General features: G+C 57.2%; 26 protein-coding genes. All 26 read right to left on the bottom strand.

Annotated elements, in window-relative coordinates:
- Nucleotides 1-56 precede the first annotated feature (56 nt).
- The 26 genes from E0L13_RS05920 to prfB all read right to left on the bottom strand — a co-directional run bounded on the left by E0L13_RS05920 (nucleotide 57) and on the right by prfB (nucleotide 26,107).
- Nucleotides 57-767, bottom strand: coding sequence for a TIGR03936 family radical SAM-associated protein (locus E0L13_RS05920; protein WP_168060974.1), 711 nt, complete (start codon nucleotides 765-767; stop codon nucleotides 57-59).
- On the bottom strand, nucleotides 742-2,631 hold the full coding sequence (locus E0L13_RS05915) for a TIGR03960 family B12-binding radical SAM protein (protein ID WP_168060972.1): 1,890 nt from the start codon (nucleotides 2,629-2,631) through the stop codon (nucleotides 742-744). The genes E0L13_RS05920 and E0L13_RS05915 overlap by 26 nt, the downstream gene beginning before the upstream one ends.
- Before the next feature lie 18 nt (nucleotides 2,632-2,649).
- Entirely contained in the window at nucleotides 2,650-3,750 is a 1,101-nt protein-coding gene (gene rodA, locus E0L13_RS05910) for a rod shape-determining protein RodA (RefSeq protein ID WP_168060970.1), read from the bottom strand.
- Nucleotides 3,751-3,762: 12 nt separating this feature from the next.
- The gene (locus E0L13_RS05905; RefSeq protein ID WP_168060968.1) at nucleotides 3,763-4,767 is read right to left on the bottom strand and encodes an AAA family ATPase; all 1,005 of its coding nucleotides are present in this window, start codon (nucleotides 4,765-4,767) and stop codon (nucleotides 3,763-3,765) included.
- 39 nt (nucleotides 4,768-4,806) lie between these two features.
- Nucleotides 4,807-6,678, bottom strand: coding sequence for a penicillin-binding protein 2 (mrdA, locus tag E0L13_RS05900; RefSeq protein WP_168060966.1), 1,872 nt, complete (start codon nucleotides 6,676-6,678; stop codon nucleotides 4,807-4,809).
- A gap of 16 nt (nucleotides 6,679-6,694) precedes the next feature.
- Nucleotides 6,695-7,204: a rod shape-determining protein MreD gene (gene mreD / locus E0L13_RS05895; protein WP_168060964.1), complete on the bottom strand. Its 510-nt coding sequence runs from the start codon at nucleotides 7,202-7,204 to the stop codon at nucleotides 6,695-6,697.
- Nucleotides 7,201-8,121, bottom strand: a complete 921-nt coding sequence (gene mreC, locus E0L13_RS05890; RefSeq protein WP_168060962.1) for a rod shape-determining protein MreC — start codon at nucleotides 8,119-8,121, stop codon at nucleotides 7,201-7,203. Before mreC ends, mreD begins: the two co-directional genes overlap by 4 nt.
- A gap of 2 nt (nucleotides 8,122-8,123) precedes the next feature.
- The gene (locus E0L13_RS05885; protein ID WP_168060960.1) at nucleotides 8,124-9,164 is read right to left on the bottom strand and encodes a rod shape-determining protein; all 1,041 of its coding nucleotides are present in this window, start codon (nucleotides 9,162-9,164) and stop codon (nucleotides 8,124-8,126) included.
- 166 nt (nucleotides 9,165-9,330) lie between these two features.
- Complete coding sequence (locus E0L13_RS05880) at nucleotides 9,331-10,197, bottom strand: S1-like domain-containing RNA-binding protein (protein ID WP_087477496.1); 867 nt, start codon at nucleotides 10,195-10,197, stop codon at nucleotides 9,331-9,333.
- Between the two features lies 1 nt (nucleotide 10,198).
- Complete coding sequence (gene rsfS / locus E0L13_RS05875) at nucleotides 10,199-10,576, bottom strand: ribosome silencing factor (RefSeq protein WP_087477497.1); 378 nt, start codon at nucleotides 10,574-10,576, stop codon at nucleotides 10,199-10,201.
- A gap of 27 nt (nucleotides 10,577-10,603) precedes the next feature.
- Nucleotides 10,604-11,611: an LCP family protein gene (locus tag E0L13_RS05870; protein ID WP_240924667.1), complete on the bottom strand. Its 1,008-nt coding sequence runs from the start codon at nucleotides 11,609-11,611 to the stop codon at nucleotides 10,604-10,606.
- Nucleotides 11,604-12,206 carry a bis(5'-nucleosyl)-tetraphosphatase (symmetrical) YqeK gene (yqeK, locus tag E0L13_RS05865; RefSeq protein WP_168060958.1) on the bottom strand — a complete coding sequence of 201 codons (603 nt, stop codon included), beginning with the start codon at nucleotides 12,204-12,206 and terminating at the stop codon, nucleotides 11,604-11,606. The genes E0L13_RS05870 and yqeK overlap by 8 nt, the downstream gene beginning before the upstream one ends.
- Complete coding sequence (nadD, locus tag E0L13_RS05860; protein ID WP_087477499.1) at nucleotides 12,164-12,805, bottom strand: nicotinate-nucleotide adenylyltransferase; 642 nt, start codon at nucleotides 12,803-12,805, stop codon at nucleotides 12,164-12,166. Before nadD ends, yqeK begins: the two co-directional genes overlap by 43 nt.
- Nucleotides 12,792-12,953: a hypothetical protein gene (locus E0L13_RS05855; RefSeq protein WP_162860315.1), complete on the bottom strand. Its 162-nt coding sequence runs from the start codon at nucleotides 12,951-12,953 to the stop codon at nucleotides 12,792-12,794. The genes nadD and E0L13_RS05855 overlap by 14 nt, the downstream gene beginning before the upstream one ends.
- A complete protein-coding gene (locus E0L13_RS05850) occupies nucleotides 12,953-14,200 on the bottom strand; it encodes a glutamate-5-semialdehyde dehydrogenase (protein ID WP_168060956.1) in 1,248 nt (415 codons plus the stop codon). The genes E0L13_RS05855 and E0L13_RS05850 overlap by 1 nt, the downstream gene beginning before the upstream one ends.
- Nucleotides 14,201-14,212: 12 nt before the next feature.
- Entirely contained in the window at nucleotides 14,213-15,343 is a 1,131-nt protein-coding gene (gene proB / locus E0L13_RS05845) for a glutamate 5-kinase (RefSeq protein WP_168060953.1), read from the bottom strand.
- 12 nt (nucleotides 15,344-15,355) lie between these two features.
- Entirely contained in the window at nucleotides 15,356-15,649 is a 294-nt protein-coding gene (locus tag E0L13_RS05840) for a YhbY family RNA-binding protein (protein ID WP_107195267.1), read from the bottom strand.
- Between the two features lie 14 nt (nucleotides 15,650-15,663).
- A complete protein-coding gene (gene obgE, locus E0L13_RS05835) occupies nucleotides 15,664-16,935 on the bottom strand; it encodes a GTPase ObgE (protein WP_168060951.1) in 1,272 nt (423 codons plus the stop codon).
- A gap of 181 nt (nucleotides 16,936-17,116) precedes the next feature.
- On the bottom strand, nucleotides 17,117-18,271 hold the full coding sequence (locus E0L13_RS05830; protein ID WP_168060949.1) for a S41 family peptidase: 1,155 nt from the start codon (nucleotides 18,269-18,271) through the stop codon (nucleotides 17,117-17,119).
- 12 nt (nucleotides 18,272-18,283) lie between these two features.
- Nucleotides 18,284-19,477 carry a M23 family metallopeptidase gene (locus E0L13_RS05825; RefSeq protein WP_087477505.1) on the bottom strand — a complete coding sequence of 398 codons (1,194 nt, stop codon included), beginning with the start codon at nucleotides 19,475-19,477 and terminating at the stop codon, nucleotides 18,284-18,286.
- Nucleotides 19,478-19,480: 3 nt separating this feature from the next.
- Nucleotides 19,481-20,368 (bottom strand): permease-like cell division protein FtsX, encoded by an 888-nt coding sequence (gene ftsX, locus E0L13_RS05820; protein WP_087477506.1) that lies wholly within the window; start codon nucleotides 20,366-20,368, stop codon nucleotides 19,481-19,483.
- Nucleotides 20,358-21,044, bottom strand: coding sequence for a cell division ATP-binding protein FtsE (gene ftsE / locus E0L13_RS05815; protein WP_087477507.1), 687 nt, complete (start codon nucleotides 21,042-21,044; stop codon nucleotides 20,358-20,360). The genes ftsX and ftsE overlap by 11 nt, the downstream gene beginning before the upstream one ends.
- Before the next feature lie 38 nt (nucleotides 21,045-21,082).
- Nucleotides 21,083-22,219 (bottom strand): polysaccharide pyruvyl transferase CsaB, encoded by a 1,137-nt coding sequence (gene csaB / locus E0L13_RS05810; RefSeq protein ID WP_168060947.1) that lies wholly within the window; start codon nucleotides 22,217-22,219, stop codon nucleotides 21,083-21,085.
- Nucleotides 22,212-24,269 (bottom strand): DUF5693 family protein, encoded by a 2,058-nt coding sequence (locus E0L13_RS05805; protein ID WP_168060945.1) that lies wholly within the window; start codon nucleotides 24,267-24,269, stop codon nucleotides 22,212-22,214. The genes csaB and E0L13_RS05805 overlap by 8 nt, the downstream gene beginning before the upstream one ends.
- A gap of 13 nt (nucleotides 24,270-24,282) precedes the next feature.
- The gene (locus E0L13_RS05800) at nucleotides 24,283-24,969 is read right to left on the bottom strand and encodes an LmeA family phospholipid-binding protein (protein WP_107195274.1); all 687 of its coding nucleotides are present in this window, start codon (nucleotides 24,967-24,969) and stop codon (nucleotides 24,283-24,285) included.
- Nucleotides 24,970-26,107, bottom strand: a protein-coding gene (gene prfB, locus E0L13_RS05795) for a peptide chain release factor 2 (protein ID WP_239478010.1) whose coding sequence is annotated in 2 segments (ribosomal slippage) — nucleotides 24,970-26,034 and nucleotides 26,036-26,107 — 1,137 coding nt in all. Because the reading frame shifts where the segments join, the coding sequence is not laid out codon by codon here. It lies immediately after the preceding gene.
- Between the last annotated feature and the right edge of the window lie 53 nt (nucleotides 26,108-26,160).

Raw genomic sequence — 26,160 nt, 5'->3', positions numbered from 1 at the left:
AAAGCGCCTTGCCGCAGCGTATCGGAGCTGCCGGCAGGACGCTTTTTTTCATGAGGTTATATCGTTTCAAAGAGGGACTGGTTTTTGCGGCCCCGGCGGTGGTATATGCCGATGCGGCGGGCCAGCATCATGTCCGCATCCAAGGGGATGCCGAACTGCTTGCCCAGCACCTCCCATACCTGCTGGGGTTTGATAGCTCCTTCATCAGTCTGCAGGATGCCGATGCGCAGGGTCAGCGTTTTGCCGTCAGTCTTTCCGGAAAGAGGTTCGACGACGTGATGCTTCACGTTGATGAGGCGGACCTTGCGTGCATCCTTAGGAGATACCTTTTCGTACATGACGTCGGAGGCATCGTTGAAGGCCTGCAGAGCCTGCTGCAGGGCATCGTCGCCATACCCAGCCTGTATGGGACCGGTCAGGCAATACACGGCGTAATTGGCCATTGCCATGAGCTTAGGTGCTCTGGCATCGACGTATTTGCCGCCCAGGACGACAAAGCCGTCCGGCGACTGAGCGTTCATCTGCTCGACGACGTCTTCTACAGGCAGGCGCTCGCGCAGCTCCATATCCAGATATTCTTCGTCGGCCGTTACGCCGACGCCGAGAGCCGAAGCGAAGCTCAGCTTCATGTGGGGATTAAAGCCTTCGGAATAGGCAATGGGCAGGCGGGCCCGGATGATAACGTAGCGGACGGCCCGGGCAAAATCCAGGTGGGACAAAAATTGCAGCGCCCCGTCCTTTTTAACAGCTAAACGCAGTCTTTCCACGGCCGGCACCTTCCTTTCTGTCGATAATTTCTACGCCTAAATTCGGGCATACGCCGCATCCCGTACAGCTCAGATGACGGCAGTCGTGAGTCAGCTCGCCGCCTACGGCCTTCTGCCATTCCCGCCGGAGAAAGGCCTTGGACGCGCCGTTGCTCAGGTGGTCCCACGGCAGGGGCTCGTTCACATCGCGCTGGCGGGCGGCGAAGTAATCGGGATCGACGCCGGCTCTGTCAAAGGCTTCCATCCACTTGTCGTAGTCAAACAGCTCCGTCCAGCCATCGAATTTGCAGCCCAGCTTCCACGCTTCATAAAGAACCCGGCCCATGCGGCGGTCGCCGCGGGCAAAGGTCGCTTCCAAATACCCCGTTTTGGCGTCGTGATAGTGGTACGAAATGTGCTTGTCCCGGATAAGGCTCTTCAAATAGGCCTGCTTGCGCTGAATTTCTTCAACGGGAAGCTGGCCGAACCACTGGAAGGCCGTATGGGATTTGGGCACGAAGCTCGATACGGACACGGTGACTTTACCATTGTTCTTCTTTGTCACCGTGCGGTACAGGTTCAGCACCTTATAGGCCAGGTCGGCAATACCGGCCAAATCTTCATCCGTTTCCGTCGGCAGGCCCATCATGAAGTACAGCTTGACTGTGGACCAGCCATTTTGGAAAGCGTTTTCGCAAGCCTTCAGGAGATTTTCTTCTGTCACGCCCTTGTTGATGACGTCGCGGAGGCGCTGCGTTCCCGCTTCGGGAGCGAAGGTCAGGCCGCTCTTGCGGACCTGCTGAACCTTCTTGGCAATATCGACGGAAAAGCTGTCGACGCGCAGCGACGGCAGGCTGACGCTGACCTTCTGGTCCTTAAATTCTTCCAGCAGCATGTCGACCAGCTCAGGAAGACAGGAATAATCGGCCGAGCTGAGGCTCATGAGGGAGATTTCATCGTAGCCCGAATTGGCGACGATTTCCTTTGCCAGCTGCACGAGGCGCTGCGGCGACTTTTCCCGGACGGGACGGTACAGCATGCCGGCCTGGCAGAACCGGCAGCCGCGGCTGCAGCCGCGGAATAATTCGAGGACGGCCCGGTTGTGGACGATGTCGATATTCGGCACAAGGGGCTTCGTCGGGAAAAAAGCGTGCTCCATGTCGGCGACGACGCATTTTTCAATGTGTTCCTTCGCTTCCGGCTCCGTCGGCACGAGTCCCAGGAAATTCCCCTGCCCGTCATACTGGACATCGTAAAAGGCCGGCACGTAATTTCCCTGCTGTTGGGCCAGCTGCCTCAGCAGCCCCTTCTTGCCGCCGGGCTTGCCCTGCTCTTTCCAGGCGATAATCGTATCGGCCGTCAGCTGCGTCGACTCTTCCGATTCGCCGAGGAAGAAGACGTCGATGTAATCGGCCAGCGGCTCGGCATTGTAAGCGCAGGGGCCGCCGGCGGCGATAAGGGGCATGTCCTCTCCCCTGTCCTTGGAAAAGAGGGGAATACCGGCTAAATCGAGCATATTCAGGATATTGGTAAAGCTCATTTCATACTGGAGGGTAAAGCCGACCATGTCGAAATCGACGACGGGCGTCTTCGTTTCCAAGGAAAAGAGCGGATAGCCCTTCTGGCGCATGACCTCTTCCATGTCGGGCCACGGCGCGTAGACGCGCTCGGCCGCCACGTCGTCCCGCTCGTTGAGCAGGGCGTAGAGAATGCGCAGGCCTAAATGGCTCATGGCCACTTCGTACACATCGGGAAAACAATAGGCAACAGTCAGCTTTACGTCGTCGTGGTTCTTGACGACGCTGTTCCATTCGCCGCCGACGTAGCGGGCCGGCTTGCTGACCTTGCTGAGCAAAATCGGATCTATCGAAACAGTACGGGACACTGGATTTCCTCCTAATCGCTAAAAAATCATAGTCTGCTGATGCATGTACACGCTGAGCAAAATACCCAGGCCTACCATATTGGTCGTCAAGGCGCTGACGCCGTAGCTCATAAAGGGCAGCGGAATCCCCGTAACCGGCATGATGCCGCAGGTCATGCCGACGTTGACCAGAATCTGGAACGTCCACATGGAAATGACGCCTGTAGCCAAAAGCATGCCGAAGGGTTCCTTGCACTCTTTGGCAATCATGAGACCGCGATAAATGAGCACGAAATACAAAAACAGCAGAAATACGCAGCCTAAAAAGCCCAGTTCTTCGCCGATGACGGAAAAGATGAAGTCCGTATGGTTTTCCGGCAGGAAGTTCAGCTGGCTCTGGGAGCCCTGAAACAGGCCCTTGCCGAAAAGCATGCCCGAGCCGATGGCAATTTTAGACTGGATGATATGATAGCCCGCGCCGAAGGGGTCGGCGTTGGGGTCCAAAAATACGGTAATGCGGGCCTTCTGGTAATCCTTCAGGAAGTGCCAGCCAATAGGCGCCAGGATAACGCCGACGGCGGCGATATTGCGCAGCAGGGACAGCTTGATGCGCGATACAAATACCATTCCCAAACCGATGGCCAAAAAGACGAGGCTCGTCCCCAAGTCGGGCTGCTTCAATACGAGCAGGAAGGGGATGCCGATGAATAAGCCGACAGGCAGGACGCTGCGGAACGTATTGAGCTGGCCGACCCGTTCCGACAGCAGGGCCGCCGTGCAGACAATCATGATGATCTTGGCAAATTCCGACGGCTGCACCGTAATCGGCCCGATCTGAATCCATCGCTGGGCCCCTAAGGCCGACGTGCCGACAAACATGACGGCCAGCAGCATGAGCAGGTTGACGACGTACAAGGGCTTGGCGAAGCGCTTGAGCCGCGTGTAATCGTAGTGGCAGAAAAACAGGACCAGGGCTAAATTGATGATAAACCCTATGCCCTGGCGGATGACGAAATCGTAATTGATGATTCCTTTGTTAATGTGCGTGGCGCTGCCGATAATGCATAAGCTGACACCTATGATGAGGAAGCTTATGACGAGCAGCACTTTATCTAAATTTTTCCATTCTCTTTTCAACATATACGGAAACTCCTATCGGCGATAATGTCGCCAAGCTGCAGACTGGTCGCGCCGCCGCCGCAGGGACAGGCCCCTGGGCCGGCGAGGGATAGACTCGTCTGCCCCGTCTTCTTCTGGTTCTTCCTCAGGCCCGGCCGCCGTGCCGTTCAGAATAGCCGCCGCTTTCTGCAGCTCTGCTGCGGCCAGGGCCTTCATGCAGCCGAGAGATTCTTTTTCTTCCTCGTCAGCGACGGGCAAGCATTCTTTTTCCTCGACGCCTGCTCCTTCCGCCGTCGGCAGCAGGACCGTCAGGCTGCCTATGTCCGGAGCCGCCGCCCCTTCGACGTAAGCCGCCGTCTGAGCCAGGGCCTTTATAAAGGGGCTCTCCGCCGCATGCAGGAGGCAGCCCTCGTGGGCAGCCCGATGCACCGCCGGGTCGTGAGGCAGAATGCCGGCGACGGTTTCGGGATTTAACATCTGCAGCATATCCTGCACCGGCACGTAGCCGGGCACGCCGCTGTAAAAATTATTGAACAGCACGTCGTAATTGAAGCGCTTGCGCTTATTGCAAAACTGCATGACCCGGGCGGCGTCGCGCATAGACGACCACGTCGGCTCGACGACGAAGAAAATGCGGTCGGCAATAGCCGTGGCATCCTTGTAGGCCCGCCCTCGTCCGGGCGGACAGTCGATGAGGGTATAGTCATAATCTTTAGACAAGGTTTCAACGATATAATGATATGTCGGCGCATCGACCTTTTCCCACGTATGCTTCTGGCTGGCCGCTAAAAAGTCCAGCTTGCCGGCGACGGTCATGACGGCTTCGCCGGCGCGGCAGCGTCCCTTGATGACGTCGCCGATATCGTACAGGACATCGTCCTGCATGCCAAACATGAGGTCTAAGTTGCGCAGGCCCATATCGGCGTCGACGGCCAATACGGAATGGCCGCGGCGCTGCAGGGCGATAGCCAGGGAGGCCGTGACCAGCGTCTTGCCGACGCCGCCCTTACCTGAGGCGATAGCGATGATGGTTGACATGAGAACGACTCCTTTCTGTGCAATACGAAATTACGGCTCCTATTCTGCCGGCTTGGCATCCTGAGCCGCCGCTCCGTCGGCGTTTGCCTTCTTGTCCTTATCTTCGTCCTTCGGCACGCCGGCGGCGTACTTGCCGACGTGGAAAAATTCTTCCAGCATTTCTTTGACAATCGGCGCAGACGCGCTGGAACCATACCCGCCCTGTTCGACGAGAACGGCGATGACGATGCGCGGATGGTCGAAGGGCGCGTAAGCCACGAACCAGCCGTGGTCCTGACCGCTGTAGTTTTCAGCCGTGCCGGTCTTGCCGGCGACCTGGATGGGGAAATCGGCGAAGATATATCCCGCCGTCCCCTCTTCCGTAACGTTGCGCATGCCTTCGCGTATCAAATCGAGGGTCGACCGGGAAATGGACAGCGTGCCGATTTGCTCCGGCGCAAAAATCTTGTAAGGCGTGCCGTCGAGATTGTCTATGCGGCTTACCAAGAAGGGACGGTACTGGATGCCGCCGTTGGCCACTTCACTGACGATCATGGCCGCCTGAAGGGGCGTGACGAGCTGGAAGCCCTGGCCGATAGCCGAGTTGAACGTATCGCCCAGATACCAGTCTTCGTCAAAGGTATCCATCTTGTATTTCTCGCTGGCAATGAGGCCTGAAGACTCGCCGCGCAGGTCGATGCCCGTCTTCTTGCCCATGCCGAACATGGCCGCGTATTCCGCCAGCTTGTCGATGCCGACGCGCCGGCCCATTTCATAGAAATATACGTTGTCCGACTTGGACAAGGCTTCAGTAAAGTTAATCCAGCCCAAGGCTTCGCCGCCGGCGTTGCGCATGTCTACGAGCCAGTGGCGGCCGCTGTCGAAGATCAATTCGTCAGGCGTAACCTTTTTCAGCTCCAGGGCGGCGGCGCCGGTAATGATCTTAAAGGGCGAGCCCGGCGGATATTCGCCGGCGATGGCCCGGTTTTCCATGGGATGATAGGGATTGTCGTTGATCTGAGACCATTCGGCTTCCGTAATCCCCCGGGTAAACCAGTTCGGATTATACGACGGGCGGCTGGCCATAGCCAGCACAGCTCCCGTATTAGGGTCTAAGGCAACCATAGCAATGCCTGCCGTGCCGATGCCGTTGGCAATCTGGGCATCCATAGCCTTTTCTGCTGCCTGCTGCAGGTTCAGGTCGATAGTCAAATGGATGTTGTGGCCGGCTACGGGATTCTTTCGTTCCATTTCCTTGACCGGACTGCCCGTAGCGTCGACTTCGACCTGCCGGCCGCCGTCCTTGCCGCGGAGCAGGTCGTCGTAGTACGCTTCCAGACCAGCCCGGCCGATCTGGGTGATATTGGACACGCCCTCCTGTCCTTCGAGACGCTTCTGGTCGTCCTCGTCTATCTGTCCGACGTAGCCGAAAATCTGAGCGGCCATTTCGTTGTACGGATAGTAGCGGATAGGCTGGACGTCGATGGAAATCCCCGGCAGCTCGTTGCGCCGTTCTTCAATTTTAGTGACAATATCCTGAGTCAGGTCGTTGGCCAGGACCGTCGGGATATAGGAGCTCTTTACTTTTTCTATTTTTTCCTGCAGCTTAGCTTCCGGGATATTCAGCAGCTGCGACAATTCGCTCAGCTCCGCGTCGGACATGCCGTCCTTTGTCGGCACGTAGGTCACCATGAAGCTGGGCCGCGAGCCGACGAGAATCTGGCCGTTGCGGTCGTACATGACGCCGCGCATGGCCGCGATGGGGACGGCCCGCAGCCGGTTCCCTTCGGCCAGAGAGTGATAATACTCCCCTTCTACGAGCTGCAAATAGGCCAGCCGGCAGACCAGTATGGCGAAGATAGCGATGATGACCCAATACAAATACCGGAAGCGGCCGTCATCGCTCTTTTTTTTCATTAACGCTTCAAGCATCTGCGCGTTCCTCCATCTACCAACGATATCCCATGTGGCCGTAGTACAACTCGTCGCGGCGCAGCCGCCAGACGACGCGGTCTACCGGCAGGGCCAGTATGCCGTGGTATGCCAGCATGGGAATACTGAATTCAAACAAATAGGACGCCCCGTTGATGAACTGGCCGGAAATAAACAGGACGGCGCAGGTCAGAATCAGACAGCACTCCGTCGCTCCCAGGACGACGAGCTCCGTCAGAATCCACTGGTCCTTGTCGATGCCGCGGCCTATGTAGCTGCAGGCAAAGGCGATGACGAGATACGGCAGCAGGTGGACGCCCAAGAAATTGCCAATCACCACATCCTGGCAGATGCCGCCTATCAGGGCCGTAACGACGCCGACGCGCTGGCCGTGATGAAGGGCTATAAGGACGACGAAGAGAAACACGAGGTTCGGCTGGGTAATGCCGTCGCATAAAAACGGCAGGACGGAGCTTTGCAGGATGAAGACGATAAACGCCGTCATGAGGCAACTCAGCTTTTTCATAAGGCTGCCGCTCCTTTGATTCCTTCTACTTTATCGCGGTTCGTCTGGGGAACGAGCTTCGGCGCGACGCCGGGCTTGTCGTACGAACCGGTATCAGATGATTTCAAGATAACGAATACTTCTTCCAGTTTGGAAAAATCGACGCTGGGACGAATGACGGCGTATTTGACGAAATCGTTGTCGTTCTGGTGAATCGACACGATGGTGCCAATATACAATCCCTTGGGATAAATGGAGCCGAAGCCCGACGTGACGAGGGTATCGCCTTCGAGAATATCCGCGTCTTTGGCGATATTGACAAACTGCGGTTCCGACGGCACGTTGCCGTTGCCGCGGACGACAGACGATACGCGCGATTCAGGCCGCTGTACGATAGCGCCGATGCTGGTGCGCGGGTCCGTCAGGAGCTGGACGCGGGCCGAATGGGGATAGGCCTCGCTGATGAAGCCGACGACGCCGCTCGGCGTAATGACGGGCATGTCCTTGGCTACGCCTTCATTCGTGCCGGCGTCGATGATCATCGTGTTGCTCCACGTACCGTAATCACGGGAAATGACGACTGCGGCAACCATCTGGTATTGGCCGTGGGATGCGCGGAAGTCGAGGAGCTGACGCAGGCGGTCGTTTTCGGCCACCAGCTCGTCGTAGTCGACAGTGCGGCTCTTGAGCTCGGCGTTTTCCCGTTCCAGCGCTTCCCATTCAATGCGGTTTTTTAAACTAATATCGACGATGTGAAAAGCCGACGCCAAGGAATTCATGATACGGCTCGCCCCGTATTCAAAGGGGGCCGCAGCCATCTGTAGCGGCTTGGCTACGAAGGGCAGCGATTCGCGCTGCCGCCAGGCCCAGCCGACGACGGCGATGAGGACAAAGAGTATCAGCACGATGACGACGCTTTTTTTACCTAACGAAAACAATTTTAAAATCTCCTCCTATAAATGCGCTGCGCTCCTTCAATGACCGGGGCCAGCTTTTCCCGTTCCGCCACGGCGACGCCGATGCCCCGGACGACGGCCAGCTCCGGATCAGCAGCCAGGACGACGGGCACGCCCAGTTCCTGAGAAAAGAGCTGTTCCATGCCCTTGAGCTTGGCGCCGCCGCCGGTCAGCACGACGCCGTGCTCCATAATATCGGCCGACAACTCCGGCGGCGTTTCCTGAAGGGCCGACCGCACCAAGTCGAGTATTTTCATGAGGGGCCTGCCGATGACCTGATAGAGCTCGCTGGCCTGGACGGCGCATTCCTTCTGCAGTCCGTCGTCGAGGCCCCGGCCTGTGAAGTAATAGCCCCGGTCTTCCAGAGGCAGTACAGCCGAGCCGTTGGTAATCTTCATCTCTTCAATGGTCATGTCGTCGGTGACGATATCGTATTGGCCGCGCAGGTAATCTTTAATCGCTTCATTGAAATCGAGGCTGCCCAGGTGAATGGACTTGGACACGACGATGCCGCCCAAGGAAAGGATAGCCACATTCGTCGTGCCGCCGCCGATGTTAACGACCATGTTGCCTACGGGATCGTATACGGGCATGTTGACGCCCATGGCCGCGGCAACGGCCGTGTCGACGAGGTAGGCTTCCTTGGCTCCGGCCTGATAGACGGCTTCCATGACGGCCCTCTTTTCGACGTTGGACGCCGCAGCCGGCACGCCGACCATGATGCGCAGGCGCTGGACGCTGCGGACGCATTTGCTGAGGATATAGCCCAGCATCGTCCGCGTCACGCCGTAGTCGGCGACGACGCCGTTCAGCAGGGGCCGATGGATCTTCACCGTTTCCGGCGACTTCGACAGCATGCTTTCCGCCCCGTTGCCGATGGCTACGAGCTTGCGGTTCCGCTCGTCCGTCGCCACGATGGAAGGCTCGGAAAAGACGACGCCCCGCCCTTCTACGTAGACCTGGGTCGTGCACGTTCCCAAGTCAATACCTATATTTTTAGTTAATGGAGAAAAAATCGAAGCCATGCCAAAACCCTTTCCTATACTATGTAATCATCTTCATATTTTAGCACACCAAGGCGATTTTCGCACTATATTTTCATCAAAATCACCGACGGCTGCGCAGGCTAAAACAAAGGCGGCGTCGAAAGCCTTCCCTCTGCCGGGTCCGGTTTCAGCGCCGCGCCGCGTCTTATTCTTCCGTATCTTCTTTTAAGTACGTCCAGCCTTCTTGCTGGTAGATCTTCTGTTCCTTCATGAGATGGCCCAGAGCCCGCTTGAATGCAGCCTTGCTCAGGCCGAACTTTGTCTTGATGACCGCCGGCGCCGTCTTGTCGCCGTATGGCATCTTTCCCTTCCGCTGCTTAAGGAAGGCCAGGATTTTTTCGCTGTCCGGGTTGATGGCGTTTTCCTTGGTCTGGCGCAGGGAAATGTTGATGCGGCCGTCTTCGCGCAAGTACGTGATGCGCCCCTTGACCATCTGGCCGATGAGGATGGGGCCGCTGAATTCGCTGCGGTGCAGAAAGGCGATCCACCGTTCCCGCGTCATGAGGTAGGCTCCCTGGTCGGTCATGTTGTAGACCGCCCCTTCGACCCAGTCGCCGACCTTGGCGTCCGTCGCCGCCCTGGAGGCCCGGCGCATTTCGTCTTCTACTTCCATCGATACGGCCAGGCGATGGGACTTGTCTTCATACAGCTTGACCCATACGTATTCCCCTTCCTTGGGGCGTCCCTTCATTTCGGCAAAGGGCATGAAGATACCTCGTTCCGTACCGACGTCGACGAAGGCGCCGAAGCGCGTCGTGTTGATGACCGGCGCATAGCCGATCTGGCCGACCTTGATTTTCGGCAGGCGCATACTGGCCGTCAGGCGGCCCGACGGGTCATGATACAAGAAGACCGTAACCTTGTCGCCGACATGGACCTCTTCGGTCTGCTGATTTTTATGGAGCAGTATGTCGTCGTTCGTATTGCCCGTGCCGCCGTTTAAAAATACGCCCATGTCGCTGGCGCGCAATACTTCCAGCGTGGCGATGCTGTTTTCCTGCAGTACCTGCATCTTACTCACCTTCGAACGGAATCCGTTCGGCGTCGCACCACAAGTTTTCCAAATCATAGTAGCTGCGGTCCTGTTCGACAAATACGTGAGCCACGACTTCGCCGGCGTCGATGAGTATCCACTTACCTTCTCGGTAGCCTTCGACGTGGCGCACGTCGTAGCCGTGCTTTTCCATTTCTTCTTCAATGTTGTCGGCAATGCTCTGGGCCTGCTTGTTGTTGCGGGCGCTGCAGATGACGAAGTAATCGGCCATCATGGACGACTGTTCCATGTCGAGGATGACGATGTTCCAGCTCTTTTTGTCGCTGGCAGCCTGGGCCGCAATTTCATAGCTTTTCAGTTCTCTTTCTTCTTTCGTTGTCTTTATAGTAATTGGCATTCTGTGTTCTCCTTCTCTGACTCTGCCTTACGGCGTGTTGCTGGGCGGTTCGGGCGCCGGCGCGATGGCGTTGTTCGTCGCGCCGATGATCTTCTGCCCTTCTACGGGGTCGTAGCTCCACAGCGTCTTGCCGCCTGTCGCCCCGTCGTTGGTATTTTCGCCGGGCAAAATATAAAAATGAATGTCTTCAGCCGGCACGTGGCGGAAGCTGAAGGCCAGGGCCGCTATATCCTTCGCGGAAATATTCGAATCTACATTGTTCCAGAAGCGGTATAAAAACAGCATGTTGGAAATACCGAAGCGCTGCTGCCGGTCGGCGTAAAACAGCTTGACCAGCCGTTCCTGCCGCTGGGTTCGCGACAGGTAGCCGTCTTCGTCGATGTAGCGCATGTAACCCGCCGCTTCCTGCCCTGTCAGTGTCTGATACCCCTGGAACAGGTTGATATCCGTCGCGCCCGTTTCGTCGGCGTGGTACATGTTTTCTTCCACATACATGGGCAGGCCGCCGCTCATGTCAATCATCTTCACGAAGGTATCTTCAGAAAATTCGACATAAAAAGGAACGGGAATGTGGAACATATCTTCCACGACGGCCTGAACGAGCGTCCGGCCGCCTTCAGTATACACGTCCTGAAGCTCCTGAATCCCCTTTTCCTTGCGGCCTTCAATCTTCGTATTGTCCGGCAGCATGATGAAATCGATGTGCTTCTTTTCCTTATTGACCGCCGCCAGGCCGACGAAGTTGACCTGCTGCGGCGTGTTGCCGTCGCGGCCGATGACCAGTACGTACAGTGGCGTATCGGGGCTGATCTGCTCAAAGGAGCCTGACGCGCCGTTCTGCACGGCGTCGAGGCGATTCTGAAACTGCTCGGCCCGGGACGTCTGGTAGTGCCGCCACGCCGTCACGGACAAGAGCAGGACGGCTGCGACGGCGACGATGCCCGCCAGCAGGTGCAGCAGCTTTTTGCGCCGCTCCCGTTCGCCCGGCATGGCATGCTTTTTCTTCGGACGGTGAAACCATTTCTTCTTATCCATGATGGGTCCGATCCTTCTTCATCGACAAAATATGGGCATTCCGATTGGTCACCGTGCCGACGTAAATCGTCTTGCCCTGCTCTAATAGATGAAATATGGTCGAATCGTAGCCGGCCAGCACGGCTTTATCCAGGTCTTCCGCAGCCAGGCGGCGCAGCTTGTCCACGCCGTCGAAATCGCGGTTGACCTCGATATAATCGGCCATAAAAATAATTTTTTCCAAGAGGCTCATATGCTCGGCCCCCGTCGTATGATGGGCCAGGGACGCCAGGAGGTCAGCGTCGTCAATGCCGTACTGCTCCCGGGCTATGGTCACGGCGGCGTAGCCGTGAAGCAGACTGCCGATAGAGACGATCGTATCGGGCAAGGTGCTGCCGAAGCTCCGCCAGGCCAGCTTCTGCATAGCCGGCAGGTCCATCTGCTTGGCCGCGTCGTGCAGCAGGCCGGCGACCTCGGCCTGATCGACGTCGCCGCCGTACTTCTCGGCCAGCTGGCGCGCCGCCTGGGCTACGCCCAGCACGTGCTGGTACCGGTGCGGGCTCAGCGTCTCTTTTAAATGTTCTTTAATGGTTGTCTTGAGTTCTTCGCTGTACATTGATATACTCCATGTTTTTCGATATATTCTATAACGACTTTGGGCATCATGTATCGGACGGACAGTCCGCTGCGTATACGGTGCCGCAGTTCAGTCGAAGAGATTTGCATAGTCGGCACGGTCAGCTTTAAAATGTGCTTTCCCAGCTCGCCGAAATGCTCGACGACCTGGCCGATGGACTGCGTGCCGTCAGGCCGCGTCGCGCCGACAAACTGGCACAGCGAGAGGATTTCCTCCGGCTTGTACCACTGCGGCAGATCCTGTATCGTATCGGTTCCCGATATGAAATACAAAATATACGACGGGCCGTAAAATTCCTTTAAAAACCGCAGCGTATCGATGGTGTACGACCGTCCCTTGCGGCGTATTTCTAAATCGCTGACGGCAAAATAGGGATTATCGGCCGTCGCCAGCCTGGTCATGGCCAGGCGCTGTTCCGCCGTCGCGCCGTCTATATTTTTATTGGGCGTTATGTACGAAGGGATGAACAACACCCTGTCGAGATGAAAGGTCTGCCGCGCTTCTTCGGCAATCATCAGGTGTCCCAGATGAATGGGATTAAAAGTTCCCCCCATGATCCCCAGCCTAGTGATTTCCATGGTACAGATAAATTCCTCCCCACACCAGCGCCAGCGTCAGGCCGTATAACAACAGCCAGATGGCGTAGTGCTTGTATTCGTAGCGAGTCTTCGGCGCTGACAGGTACTGCCGCAGCGTCCGCATGTAGGCCTGCACGACGCGCTTCATTACCGGATCTGGCCCTGACCGCGGACGACGTATTTATAAGATACGAGGGCTTCCAGCCCCATGGGGCCGCGGACGTGCAGCTTCTGCGTGCTGATGCCGATTTCCGCGCCGAAGCCGAATTCAAAGCCGTCGGTAAACCGCGTCGATGCGTTGACATACACTGCCGCCGAATCGACGCTGCGCAGAAAGGCTTCGGCCGTTTCCGGATTGTCCGTCACGATGGCTTCGGAATGATGCGTACTGTAGCGGCGGATGTGCTCCAGCGCTTCGTCCAGGGACGACACGGTCCGGATAGACATGACGAGGGCGTTGTATTCCGTTTCCCAGTCGGCTTCTTCTGCGGCGAGGACGGCGCTGTCGACGCTGCGCGCCAAGTCGTCGCCGCGCATTTCGACGCAGTCCTGCTTCATGACCGGCACGAGCTTTTTCATCAGCGGGGCCAATACGCTTTCATGAACCAGCAGCGTTTCCATGGCGTTGCACGTAGACGGCCGGGACACCTTGGCGTTTTCGATGATGCGGACGGCCATGTCCAGGTCGGCGTCCTTGTCGACGTAGACGTGGCAGACGCCGCTTCCCGTTTCGACGCAGGGAACCGTCGCCGTTTCGACGACCATGCGGATGAGGCCGGCTCCGCCGCGGGGAATGGCCAGATCTATGTACTGACGCAGGGTCAGCAGTTCCTTTACCAAGGCCCGGTCCGTATTTTCCAGCAGTCCTACGACGTCGGGATTGAGGTCCGCCGCTTTGAGAGCCTCCTTGATAACGGCGACCAAAGCCGTGTTGGAATGAATGGCCTCGCTGCCGCCGCGGAGGACGCAGGCGTTGCCCGACTTGATGCACAGGGCCGCGGCGTCGACGGTGACGTTGGGCCGCGATTCGTAAATGATGGCGATGACGCCCAAGGGCACCGTCACCTTGCAGATATGCAGCCCGTTGGGCCGGTCCCATTCTGCCAGACAGCGGCCGACCGGGTCGGGAAGCTCGATGACCTGGCGCACGCCGGCAGCCATATCGTGAATCCGCTGTTCTGTAAGCTTCAAACGATCCAGCATGGCTTCGCTCATGCCGTTGTTCCGTGCCGCGGCAATATCAAGATGATTGGCTTCTATAATATAGGCGGCCTGCCGTTCCAGCTCGTCGGCTAAATACGCCAGGGCTTTGTTTTTCGTATCCGTACCGACCAGGGCCAGCTCCTGGGCCCCGGCCTTAGCCGCTCTGGCTTTGACTAATACTTCTGATTCCATAGCAATCCCTCCTCACTGCATGACGACGAGGTTGTCGCGGTGAATGACTTCTTCATATACGCCTTCGTGGCCGAGAATCTTGGTGATGTCGTCGGTCTTATGGCGCTTGATGGCTTCGACGCTTTCGCTGTTGTAGTTGACGATGCCCTTGGCAATGACGAGGCCTTCGTACATGACGTTGACGATGTCTCCTTCGTGGAACTCACCCTCTACAGCAGCGATGCCTACGGGCAGCAGGCTGGAGCCGTGCTCGACGAGGGCGTTGCGGCAGCCGCCGTCTACGATAAGGCTGCCCCGGGCCTTGCCTCCCGACAGGAGCCAGCGCTTTTTCGTATGCAGGTTCGAATCCTTGGCCGTAAACCAAGTGCCGACGTCCTCGCCCTGGCAGATGCGGCGCAGGACGCCGTCTTCGCTGCCCGAGGCGATGACCATGTCGACGCCCGACGAGGTGGCGATGGATGCGGCCTGTATCTTCGTGTACATGCCGCCCGTGCCGATAGACGAGCCGGCTCCGCCGGCAATATCGTAAACGTGCTTGTCTACCTCCGTCACGACGGGAATGATGCGGGCCTCGGGATGGGTCTGCGGATTGGCCGTATACAAGCCGTCTACGTCGGAGAGGATGATAAGCAAATCGGCTTCGATGAAATTGCTAACCATAGCCGACAAGGTATCGTTGTCGCCGATTTTAAACTCATCGATAGCTACGACATCGTTTTCGTTGATGATGGGGATGACGCCCATCTGCAGCATCGTCAGCAAGGTATTGCGAGAATTCATAAATTTCTTACGGTCCTGGGCATCCATGCGCGTCAGCAGTACCTGACCGACGTTCTGCCCGTATTCGCGGAACATCTTTTCATAAGTATGCATGAGGACGCCCTGCCCAACGGCGGCGACGGCCTGCTTTTCGCGGATCGTCTTGGGCCGCGCCGACAGCCCCAGCGGCCCCATGCCGGCGCTGACGGCGCCTGACGACACGAGGACCATTTCCTTCCCCTGATTTGCCAAATCGGCGATTTCCATTGCCAGCCGCTCGATGCGGTGGTAGTTGAGCTTTCCCGTCTCGTGGGTCAGGGTGCTCGACCCTACCTTGACGACAATGCGATTTTTCTTTTGCAGCAATTCCCGGTTACCGGCCATGTTATCCCAACCTTACATCGTAATAAAATCGAAGTGTGATTTTTCGTCTTTTTTCTTGAACAATACGCCGTAGTGGCCGATGACCTGCACCAGCTCGGCGCCCAGCATATCGGCCAGGTCTTCCATCGTCTCCCGCGTGTCCAGATTGGCGTTGTTCAGGACGTGGGCTTTGATGAGCTCCCGCGCCGTAATGGCCGCTCTGGCGCTGTCGATGACGGCGTCGCTCAGCCCTTCCTTGCCGATCTGCACGACCGACGGCATGAGACTGGCCATAGCTTTTAATTTTTTCTTATCTTTATTGTTCACTCTCGTTGCTCCTTTTATTCGTGATATTCAAATTCCATTTCGCAGATGCGGACGGTATTGCCGTCGCAAATGCCCTTTTCCTTCAGCAGCTTATCCAGCTCCATGTAGCGCCAGATACGCTGGAAACGGCGCAGGGACTGGTCGTCGTCGAAGTTCGTCATGGCTACGAGGTTTTCAATGCGGGGCCCTGTAATGACGAAGGCTCCGTCGTCGGCCCGCTTGACTTCGAAGTCCGGCTTATCCTGAGCCTTGTAGACGACTTCTTCGGCGATTTCTTCCGGCTCTTCGACATACGTTTCCAGCAGATCCCACAGCCGTTCGAGAAGGACTTCCAGCCCTTCGCCAGTCATGGCGCAGATAGGGTATACTTCCTGTCCCCGTTCGTCCATATAGGCCTGCAGCCGTTCCAGATTGTCCGAATCGCCGAGCATGTCGATTTTATTCGCCGCAATGATCTGCTTTTTCCGCGACAGCTTTTCACTGTATTTGCGCAGCTCTTCGTTGATCTTTTCGTAATCCTCGATGGGGTCGCGGCCTTCCATGCCCGACACGTCGAGGACGTGGACCAGTATCTTCGTCCGCTCGATGTGGCGGAGGAAATCGTGGCCCAGGCCTACGCCTTCGCTGGCTCCTTCAATGAGGCCGGGAATGTCGGCCATGACGAAGCTGCGGTGGTCGCTCAGGTCGACGACGCCGAGAATGGGGTTAAGCGTCGTAAAGTGATAGGCCGCTACTTCCGGCTGAGCCGCCGATACCTTGCGCAGGATACTCGACTTGCCGACGCTGGGATAGCCTAACAGGCCGATGTCGGCCAATACCTTCAGTTCCAGGCGGAGCCACCGTTCTTCGCCCGGTTCGCCCCGTTCGGCAAAGGTCGGCGTGCGGTTGGAGCTGGAACGGAAATGCCAGTTGCCCCGGCCGCCGCGGCCGCCTTTGGCTACGATGGCCTGCTGGCCGTCATGGCTCAGGTCGGCAATGATCTGACCCGATTCTTCGTCTTTTACGATCGTCCCCAAGGGAACCGTAATGAGCAGGTCTTCGGCGTTGCGGCCGTAGCAGTTCGCCCCCTGACCCTTGCCGCCAGGCTTGGCCTTGAACAGGCGGCGGAAGCGGAAGTCGACGAGGGTGTTGACATTGCGGTCGGCTACGAGGACGACGTTGCCGCCGTGACCGCCGTCGCCGCCGTCAGGACCGCCCTTGGGGACAAATTTTTCGCGGCGGAAGCTGCTCATGCCGTCGCCGCCTTTTCCGGACTGTACAAAAATTCTGGCTCTATCGATAAACATATTTCACCTCATTGAATACGAAATGTCTGAAAAGGACGCTATATACAGAAAGAGACACAGCATACATATACCATGTCTCCTGTCTATCTGTCCTGCTATATACACTTAAAAAGGTACTGTTCAAATTTTAAAGCAAAACGGCTCGTCTGTAAAGTCATTTTGCGCAAGAAATTCAATTCGTTTACGGCTTCTGCAATAGTTCCATCGCTTTTTCCAGCTGATAGTCGACGGGATCGTTCGGCTGCAGGGGCACGATGACGTCGGGCTCGATGCCCTTGCCTTCGACTTCCCGCCCCTTCGTCGTCCGATACTTGGCTACAGTAACCTTTACGGCGTCGTCCTTCGTAACGGGATAGACGCCCTGGACGGTTCCCTTGCCGAAGGTGCGGACGCCGACGATGGGTCCCAGCTGCAGGTCCTGCACGTCGCCGGCGACGATTTCCGACGCGCTGGCTGAATTTTCATTGACCAGCACGACGAGGGGAATGACCTCGTCCGTCCCGTCGGCGACGAACTGCTCTTCCTGGCCGTCGCTGCTCGTATAGGACACGATGACGCTGTTCTTCGGCACGAAGTTGCTGGCTACCAGCGTCGCCTGGTCGACCAGCCCGCCGGGATTGTTGCGCAGGTCGAGGATCATCTTTTTCATGCCCTGAGCCCGCAGGGACTGATAGGCTTCGGTAAATTCCCGTCCCGTGTCCTCGCTGAACAAGGCGATGCGGACGTAGCCGATATCCGTCCCTTCGATCATCTCGCCGGCTGTCGTCTGCATGTGGATATTGCGGCGTATCAAGGTCATGTCCCTGTCGGCGCCGTCGCGGCGAATCGTCAGGACGACGGACGTATTTTCCGGGCCGCGGATGGACAGGGATACGTCTTCCAGTTCCATCCCCGCCGTCGGCTGGCCGTCGATAGCCATGATGACGTCGCCCCGCTGCAGCCCCGCCTCGCTGGCCGGACTGCCGTCGATGACGCCGGCAATAAACACGCCCTCGTCGGCCTTACTGATGTACACGCCGATGCCGGCATAGGAGCCAGTCATCTGCTCCGTAAACATCTTGAATTCGTCGCCGGTCAAATACGTCGAATGCTTGTCGCCCAGAGTGTCTACGACGCCCTTCATGGCCCCGTCGAGCAGGGCCTTCTTGTCGATGTCGCCGGCATAATGGTCCTCTACGACGGCAATGGTGCGGAAGAATTTAAAAATTCCCATATAATCGCCCGTCAGTTCGTACGACAAGGCAGCCAGCAAAAGCAGGACCGAGGCGACGACCGTCGTAATCCACTGGAAAAAGGGCCTTGCTTCTTGAAAAAAACGCTTTATAGACTCTTTCATCACAACGCCGCCTTATAAGTAGGCCATGGGGTCTACAGGGTCCCCGTTGGAACGCACTTCAAAGTGAACGTGCGGCCCCGTCGAATTGCCCGTCGAGCCGGCATAGGCGATGGTCTGCCCTTTAGAGACAGACTGGCCGGCCGATACGGCCAGGGATTCGTTGTGGCCGTACAAGGTTGACAGGCCGTTGCCGTGATCGATGATAACGGCGTAGCCGTAGCCGCTGATCCAGCCGGCTTCCACGACGTAGCCGCTGTCGGCCGCCGCAACAGGCGTGCCGTAATCGACGCCGATATCCATGCCGCTGTGATAAATAGTCGAGCCGAAAATAGGATGGACGCGGTAGCCGTATTCGGACGTAATGACGCCGTTGACCGGCCACATCATAGCGCCGGATCCGCTGACGGGCTGATAGCTCGTGTATCCGCCTCCTCCCGACGACTGCTGGGCCGCCGCGGCCGCTGCCGCTGCCGCCCGTTCGGCCGCGCGCTGGCGGAGCATTTCGCCGATGGCTGCTGAAGACGCTTCCAATTCGCGGTACGCCGCTTCTGCCGTGGCCTTATCGTTTTCAGCCTGATACAGAATAGCTTGCTGTTCCTTCTTATGTTCTTCAATTTCAGCCTTCTTCTGTTCCGCTTCGGCCTTCAGCTGTACCTGATGCTGCCGTTCCGCTTCCAGTTCCTGCCGGGCCTGATGGATGATATCCCGCTGTTCCCGAATGGACGAAATCAGCTCCATGTCGGCGGCGACGACTCGGCGCAGCAGTTCGACGCGGTTGGCAAAGTCATTGAAGTCCTTGGCTCCCAAAATGACGTCGAGATAATTGAGCTGGCCGTGCATATAAATATCGCGGATGCGGACGCTGAACACGTCGAGGCGCTTGTCGAGCTTAGCCTGTTCGGCCGCCAGCCGGGCTTCCGTATCCCTGATTTTGGCTTCCGTCTGGGCCAGCTGGTCGGAAATCGACTTGTATTCCGCTTCGGCGGCGTCGAGGTTTTCCTGGATGACCCGCAGCTTTTCAAAGACGCTGCCGATGACCGCTTCGGCTTCATTCTTCTTTTGTTCCTGTTCCGCCATCTGCTGCTGCACGTCGGCCAGCTGGTTCTGCAAATCCTCGTCTTCGGCGAAGGACGCGAAGCACGGGCTCAGCAAGGCCGATATGACCATGGCGGCTACGTATTTTTTCTGTTTCGTAAACGTAACCATACCTTACACCTTCATATACCGCTTCAACGAAATCGTACTGCCGATAGCCCCGATGACCATGCTGATGAGCAGGAGGACGCCCCCCATTTGATACATGAAGGGGTACATGCCGACCATGGGCAGGAACGCCAGAGTACGGTGAATCGTCACCGTAATGAATTCATAGAACTGCAGCAGGGCCAGGTCGGCGATGACGCCGCCGATAAAGCCCAGGAACAGGCCTTCCAGCAGGAAGGGCCAGCGGATAAACCAGTTCGTCGCGCCGACGTATTTCATGATGCCGATTTCCTTGCGGCGGGCAAATACGGTCAGGCGAATCGTATTGGAAATGATGAACAGCGTCGCAAAGGTCAAGAGAATGATCAAGGCGATGCCGCCCCAGCGGACGACGGCCGTAATCTGAAACAGCTGCTCGATGATTTCCTGGCCGTAATGGGAGCTTTCGACTTCCGGATATTCAGCGACAATAGCCGCCGTCTTTTTAACGGCTTCCGGATTGGTGAAGGTCAGCTCGTACGAGCTGGGCAGAGGGTTCTTCCCTTCCAGAGCGTTCAGGATGCCCGGCTGGTCCTTCATCCGTTCCTTCAGCTTTTCCATGGCCTGATCTTTATTGGTAAAGCTGAGTTCCTTGACATCAGGCAGAGCTTTCAGCCGGCGGCCGACGCTCATGACCTGGTCCGTCGTCAAGTCGTCCTTTAAATAGATGCTGATCTGCACCTGGCTCTCCAGATTTTCTGCAAAGTGATCCAAATTGGCGACGATAATCGTAAATACACCTAAGATGAAAAAGGACAAGGCGACCGTCGCAATGGACGCGATGGTCATGAAGCTGTTGCGCCAAAAAGACTTGACCGCTTCGGACACGAAGTAGCGCATCGTTCTAATCTTCATCGCCGTATCCTCCCTTCTGTTCGTCGCGGACTACTTTGCCGTCGACGATTTCGATGACCCGCTTGTTCATCAAGTCGACCATCTGCTTATCATGAGTAACCATGAGGACTGTCGTGCCCATATGGTTGATTTTCTTAAACGTTTCCATAATGTCCCTAGACGTGTCCGGGTCCAGGTTGCCCGTCGGTTCGTCGGCAATGAGCAGCAGGGGGCGGTTTACGATTGCCCGGGCGATAGCCACGCGCTGCTGCTCGCCGCCGCTCAGATTCTGCGGCAGGTCGTCGGCCTTGCTCAGCAAGCCGACCAAGTCTAGGACCGTCCGCACCCGCTCTTTAATGACCTTGCGCGGCGATTCGATAACTTCCATGGCGAAGGCCACGTTTTCCGCAGCCGTCTTATTGGGCAGGAGGCGGAAATCCTGGAAGACGATCCCCATTTTGCGCCGCAGATAAGGCACGCGGCTCTTAGGCAGCTTATTGACCTCTATCCCGTCGACGAAGACCGAGCCCTGGCTGGGCAGTTCTTCGTGGGACAGCATCTTGATAAACGTCGATTTGCCGGCGCCGCTGGCGCCGACGACAAATACAAATTCGCCCTTGCCAATGTGCAGCGACACATGGCTCAAGGCTACGGAACCATTTTCATATACTTTTGATACGTCTTTGAAATCAATCATGGGAAACCTCTTTCCAAGTATCTATGCAAACTGCGGCCCTAACGGCCGTCCGTATTTCGGGTCTTCAGACGGGCCCGCAGGCTGTCTTTTCCTTCGATAATCCGCAGGGCCAAATAAGCGTTGCGCAGCGACTGGCGGCGCAGGTGATTAAGCCGCGCCTTCACGTCCGGCGCAATGCCTCCGGCAGCCAGCTTCTTCGTTACGTCGGCGACGAGATCCTCAGCGGCGACCGTCTCGACGGTGCCGCAGAGCTCTTCTCCGATGAGCTGGATAAAGCTGTCTATCTTCGGGTCGTAGGAAATAGCCGTCACGGGCACCTCCATGAGGGAAGCGAACACCAGGGCGTGCAGGCGGTTGGCAATGACGGCGTCCATGCAGCCGATGAGGGACATGAATTCCACCGTATTATAGCCTTCCCGCAGGACGACGGCTTCCGTTTCCATCATGGCGGCAATATCCTCGCCGGCCTTGACGTCGGCGGGATACTGCATGGGAATGAAGATGATGCGGGCGTCCAGACGGCGCTGCAGCTCGTCGGCGGCCTTGGCAATTTCTTCTTTGTACCCCGTCATCCCTTGCCAGTCGCGGACGGCGATGCCGACGCGGGTCCGGATGCCTGTGACACCGGCTTTTTTCAGCAAGTAAAAGCCGATTTTTTTATCGACGGGATGCATGGAAAGGACGGCGTCGGCCGTGACGTGAACCGGCGGAACCGTCACGCCCAACGCCTCCAGCTCCCGCTTCGATTCGCTGTCGCGGACGCCGATGACCGTCGCCTGCTGCAGCACCTGCCGCACGGCCTGCCGGGCCTTCTCGCCCCGCACGGGACCTATGCCCTGGGCATAAAGCATGACGGGCTTATGGAAAAACAAAGCGATGCGCATGACCAGCAGATAATAGTAGAGGCTGCGCGTGCTGGTCACGTCCTGGAGCAGGCTGCCGCCGCCGCTAATAAGAATATCACAGCGGCGAATAGCCGCTGCGATAGCTAAAAAGTTCATGCGGTGAACTGTATGTACGTTGTGATGTTTCCGGGTCATCTGGCAGTTGCCCGTAATGACCGTGATCTCCACGTGGGGCATGATGTCTCGCAGGGAGCCGATAATAGCCGACAGCATGGCCTCGTCGCCGGCGTTGGCAAATCCGTAATAGCCGGAAATAACGACCTTACTCACGGGGCTTCACCCGCTTTCCCAGCCAATTCGTAATGTACTCGAGGAAGGCGACGCCGCAGACGCCGATGATGCCTAAGGGCAGGCCCAGCAGCCAGCCGTCGATGCCCCGGATAAAGGACATGAGGAAGGGCGTGCGGATGTGGGCGAACGTTTCGACCATAGAGCCGACGCCTATCGTCGCAGCCAGCACCAACAGGAAATGCAGTATCTGCGGCCATTTGCGGTACATGGCGGCGACCATGAGGAAGAAGGCCGGATGGCCGACGAGAAATTCCTTTTCCCGCGGACGGGCGTACATGGCATTTTCCAGAAACCGGCGCAGCGCCACTTCAAAATCAGGCACGGGAACGCCTGCCGTATGGCCGCTCCGCCCGACGAAAATGAAAGCTACCATAGCCAGCATGCCCAACAGGATGAGCGTCCCCATCTTGATGGGAATATTGAGGAAGTCCTTCGCAAAAGCCGCAAAATCCTGCGGCGAGGCGATCGTCCGGCCCCACAGGGGGAAGCGGAGCAAATAGCCTGCGGCTACCAATAGGATGGGCAGCACGAAGGTCAGCTTGACGCCGCGGTAAAAATCAAATTCCATAAAGAAACGGATATTGCCAAGCATGGCCGCAATATACAAGCCGCCGATCATGGCGATGGCCACGGCGCAGGTCAGGCCGACGGCGCCGTCGCGGACGACTCGTCCGTACCCCAGGGGCGCGTCTATCGGCTTCTTTCTCCACCAATCCAGCAGGAGGAGCATAGCCGCTGTCGGCGACGCGACAGCACAGCCGATAGCCATGAGCTGCAGGAACAGGGCGCTATGAAACAGAGCCGTTCCCCCGGCTCCGCCGACGACTGCCAGCGCCAGGAGAATATAATTTACCTTTTCCGATAAGGGAATGAACAGGTTCAGCACGAAGACAAACCCGCAGGCCGCGGCCGCGGCCGTCACGGCCAGCAGCAGGGCGTTGGGATAATACCCTTCCATAATAGAGGCCCTGCCCAGCGCATAGCCCCGGTCTTTCAATTTCCGGGACGTTTCCTGAATATAGGACAGATTCGTCTCCGTCAGGTTCATGCCGTGAAGGGGCTTTTTATACAGGGGATACAAATTGACGCGGACGTTGCGCTCCAAATCGCTGATGTAAAAGCGCATGGCCGCTTCTTCCGGCGTAATCTTTTCCAGCTCTTCCTTGGACATGGCGTAAATACGCACCGTCTGATAATCGAGAAGGTCGGCCAAATCGTACATGCCGTCCTGACGGTCGTACTGCAGCTGGTTAGCCGCTTCGATCATGTAAAAGGGCAGGCCCTGGGCCTTCATATGCTCCGCCGTCACGGCCAGCATCGCTTTGCGCTGTTCCTTGTCCGGCGTATAGCCCAGCACTTCCTTGCCGACGAACATGATGCCCGACACGTCGGGAATATCCGCGGCCCGCTGGAAAAACTGATCAATCTGCTCTTTCGATACGTTGCTGTAATTCGTCGGCCGCAGGATGACGTGGAACCCGCGGGCCGCAATGGCCTTGGCGTCGGCCGACAAGATTCCCAGATTCGTATCACCCAACGCCGGCATGGAGCCGCGCAGGCCTAAGATGCGGTATTGGGAATTGGCAATGACGCTGACGCTGTCCGCGCCGAGGCGGGTCTTCAGGTCTGCCGCAATTTCGTCGAAGTACGGGTCTTCCTTGTCCTTAGGCTGGCCGACGACGTAATAATCATAAGACAAATCGCCGATCTGCAGCTGCGGATAATACAGCTGGAAGCCCAGCCGCGTAATGAGCGATATGTCGCCCCGCTGGGTCAGCTTGTTCAGCGTCGTGTCGTATATGGTAAAGCTCGTAATGCCGGCCTGCCGGAATTTTTCCAGCGCCTCGCCGACGTCATAGCCGTCGTTGCGGACCATGCTGACGACGGCGTCGTAATCCATAGCCTGCTCGATCGTCATCGTCCGTTCTTCCACGGCGTAGCGCTGGACGCACATGTATATGGAGCAAAGGAGGCCGATGAGCACGGCGGCGATCATCAGCATGTTGCTGTAGCGATGTTGTTTTTCCATGTTTCCACCTTACTTAATGAGCGGCCGTCTGGCCGTGTATAGTCAGCACGTCGCCGTGCATCGTCACGCTGTCCGGTACGATTCCCAGGGGAAATTCGCTGAAATCGTACACTTCGGCGCTGCCCAGACCGCGGGCGCGGTACTTCATGCCGAAACCCTCGACGGTGACGTCGTCGGGAATGAACATGAGCTTTTTCTCATCCATGCCGAAGCGGCCGTGAATGACCGCCCGGGCGTTCAGCAGGCCGCCCAGCTTGGCCGAGCCGCTGACTTCAATCGTATCGCCCAGAAAGACGACCGATACGTCCTTCAGGCCGTCTACCTTTTCCACTAAAAAATTGCGCAGCTCATTGCTGCTGACAGACGCCGACATTTCGCCGTGCGCGGCGGAAGCCAGAGTCATCTGCTGATCCAGCAAGGCGTCCATCGGACTGAATTTCACGCCCTGCAGGTCGCAGTCAAAGCTGTCGAACATCAGGCCGCCGACGCGGAAGGCCTTGCCGTGGACGCTGACCGCATCTAGCTCGCCGAGGAGCACCTTCATGCCCGGCGAGGCCTCGACGCGCACGTCTTCCGGTTTGAGGTCCATCTTCTGGGACAAGGCGTAATGAAGAGCCACTTCCGCCGTCTTCGGGCCGAAGGCGTTGACGCCGACGAGAACCGCCGCCGCGATGATCAAAAGTGTGATTAGCTTTTTCATTTATATATCCTGTCTTGAAATCTTCTTATCCTTTTCCTGCTGCAGATAGCCTTCGATGAAGATATCTAAATCGCCGTCCATAACGGCCTGGATATTGCCCGTTTCCACGCCGGTGCGGTGATCCTTGACCAGGTTGTAGGGATGGAATACGTACGAGCGTATCTGGCTCCCCCATTCGATGGCCTGATGGACGCCGCCGATTTCGGCTTTCAGTTTTTCCTGCTTTTCCCGTTCCAATTCAAAGAGCTTGGCCCGCAGGTACTTCAAGCACATTTCCTTGTTCTGGAGCTGGGACCGTTCGTTCTGGCACTGGACGACGATGCCCGTCGGCATATGGGTCATGCGGACGGCCGAGCTGGTCTTGTTGACGTGCTGGCCGCCGGCGCCGGAGGCGCGGAAGTAGTCGACGCGGACGTCGTCCATGTTGATTTCTACGTCTACGTCGTCAGGCAGCTCGGGCATGACGTCTACGGCCGTAAAGGACGTATGGCGGCGCGCCGCCGCGTCGAAGGGGGAAATACGGACCAGGCGGTGCACCCCTTTTTCCGACTTCAAATACCCGTAGGCATATTCGCCTTCAATCGTAAAGGCTGCGCTCTTGATGCCCGCTTCATCGCCGGGCTGCATATCCATGACATTGATGCGGTATCCGTTGCGTTCGGCCCAGCGCATGTACATGCGGATGAGCATCTGCGCCCAGTCCTGGGCTTCGGTGCCGCCGGCGCCGGCATGGAAGGTGACGATGGCGTTGCACGTATCGTATTCATCGGAAAGAAGCAGGAGGATTTCCCTCTTTTCTACGTCTTTTACCAGTTCCTTATACTGCTTTTCGATTTCGCCGGCCAAATCGGCATCGCCTTCTTCCATGGCCAGCTCCAGGTAGTCGCAGGCATCCTGCACCCGCTGTACCAGCTCTTTATGGCCTTCGACTTCGGCTTTCAGCTGCGTCGCTTCCTGGGAAATGGCCTTGGCCTTTTCCGGGTCGTTCCAAAAGTCCGGATCGCTCATCTGCATATCCAGATTCATAATTCGTTCTTCTTTTCGAGGTAAGCTAAAGTGAATCCCCGATTTCTTGTATTCTATTCTGCAAATCTTCCAAAGGCTTACGCAATTCTTCTAATAGCACAAGTATCACCATCTTTCATATATCAACATTAATTACCGATTATATCACAGGCATTCTCTTTTTTA

Origin of the sequence: Megasphaera sp. SW808 (assembly GCF_012027795.1) — a bacterium.
Lineage (GTDB): Bacteria > Bacillota > Negativicutes > Veillonellales > Megasphaeraceae > Megasphaera > Megasphaera stantonii.
The sequence above is the reverse complement of the archived record's forward strand: the minus strand, read 5'-3'. Positions and strand labels throughout refer to the sequence as shown.

Excerpts from the sequence above, each read along its gene's own strand:
- rodA (WP_168060970.1), bottom strand. The coding sequence starts at position 3,750 with ATGTTGAAAAGAGAATGGAAAAATTTAGATAAAGTGCTGCTCGTCATA.
- E0L13_RS05905 (WP_168060968.1), bottom strand. The coding sequence starts at position 4,767 with ATGTCAACCATCATCGCTATCGCCTCAGGTAAGGGCGGCGTCGGCAAG.
- mrdA (WP_168060966.1), bottom strand. The coding sequence starts at position 6,678 with ATGCTTGAAGCGTTAATGAAAAAAAAGAGCGATGACGGCCGCTTCCGG.
- mreD (WP_168060964.1), bottom strand. The coding sequence starts at position 7,204 with ATGAAAAAGCTGAGTTGCCTCATGACGGCGTTTATCGTCTTCATCCTG.
- E0L13_RS05885 (WP_168060960.1), bottom strand. The coding sequence starts at position 9,164 with ATGGCTTCGATTTTTTCTCCATTAACTAAAAATATAGGTATTGACTTG.
- E0L13_RS05880 (WP_087477496.1), bottom strand. The coding sequence starts at position 10,197 with ATGCAGGTACTGCAGGAAAACAGCATCGCCACGCTGGAAGTATTGCGC.
- rsfS (WP_087477497.1), bottom strand. The coding sequence starts at position 10,576 with ATGCCAATTACTATAAAGACAACGAAAGAAGAAAGAGAACTGAAAAGC.
- E0L13_RS05870 (WP_240924667.1), bottom strand. The coding sequence starts at position 11,611 with ATGGATAAGAAGAAATGGTTTCACCGTCCGAAGAAAAAGCATGCCATG.
- yqeK (WP_168060958.1), bottom strand. The coding sequence starts at position 12,206 with ATGTACAGCGAAGAACTCAAGACAACCATTAAAGAACATTTAAAAGAG.
- nadD (WP_087477499.1), bottom strand. The coding sequence starts at position 12,805 with ATGGAAATCACTAGGCTGGGGATCATGGGGGGAACTTTTAATCCCATT.
- E0L13_RS05855 (WP_162860315.1), bottom strand. The coding sequence starts at position 12,953 with ATGAAGCGCGTCGTGCAGGCCTACATGCGGACGCTGCGGCAGTACCTG.
- E0L13_RS05850 (WP_168060956.1), bottom strand. The coding sequence starts at position 14,200 with ATGGAATCAGAAGTATTAGTCAAAGCCAGAGCGGCTAAGGCCGGGGCC.
- proB (WP_168060953.1), bottom strand. The coding sequence starts at position 15,343 with ATGGCCGGTAACCGGGAATTGCTGCAAAAGAAAAATCGCATTGTCGTC.
- obgE (WP_168060951.1), bottom strand. The coding sequence starts at position 16,935 with ATGTTTATCGATAGAGCCAGAATTTTTGTACAGTCCGGAAAAGGCGGC.
- E0L13_RS05830 (WP_168060949.1), bottom strand. The coding sequence starts at position 18,271 with ATGAAAGAGTCTATAAAGCGTTTTTTTCAAGAAGCAAGGCCCTTTTTC.
- E0L13_RS05825 (WP_087477505.1), bottom strand. The coding sequence starts at position 19,477 with ATGGTTACGTTTACGAAACAGAAAAAATACGTAGCCGCCATGGTCATA.
- ftsX (WP_087477506.1), bottom strand. The coding sequence starts at position 20,368 with ATGAAGATTAGAACGATGCGCTACTTCGTGTCCGAAGCGGTCAAGTCT.
- ftsE (WP_087477507.1), bottom strand. The coding sequence starts at position 21,044 with ATGATTGATTTCAAAGACGTATCAAAAGTATATGAAAATGGTTCCGTA.
- E0L13_RS05805 (WP_168060945.1), bottom strand. The coding sequence starts at position 24,269 with ATGGAAAAACAACATCGCTACAGCAACATGCTGATGATCGCCGCCGTG.
- E0L13_RS05800 (WP_107195274.1), bottom strand. The coding sequence starts at position 24,969 with ATGAAAAAGCTAATCACACTTTTGATCATCGCGGCGGCGGTTCTCGTC.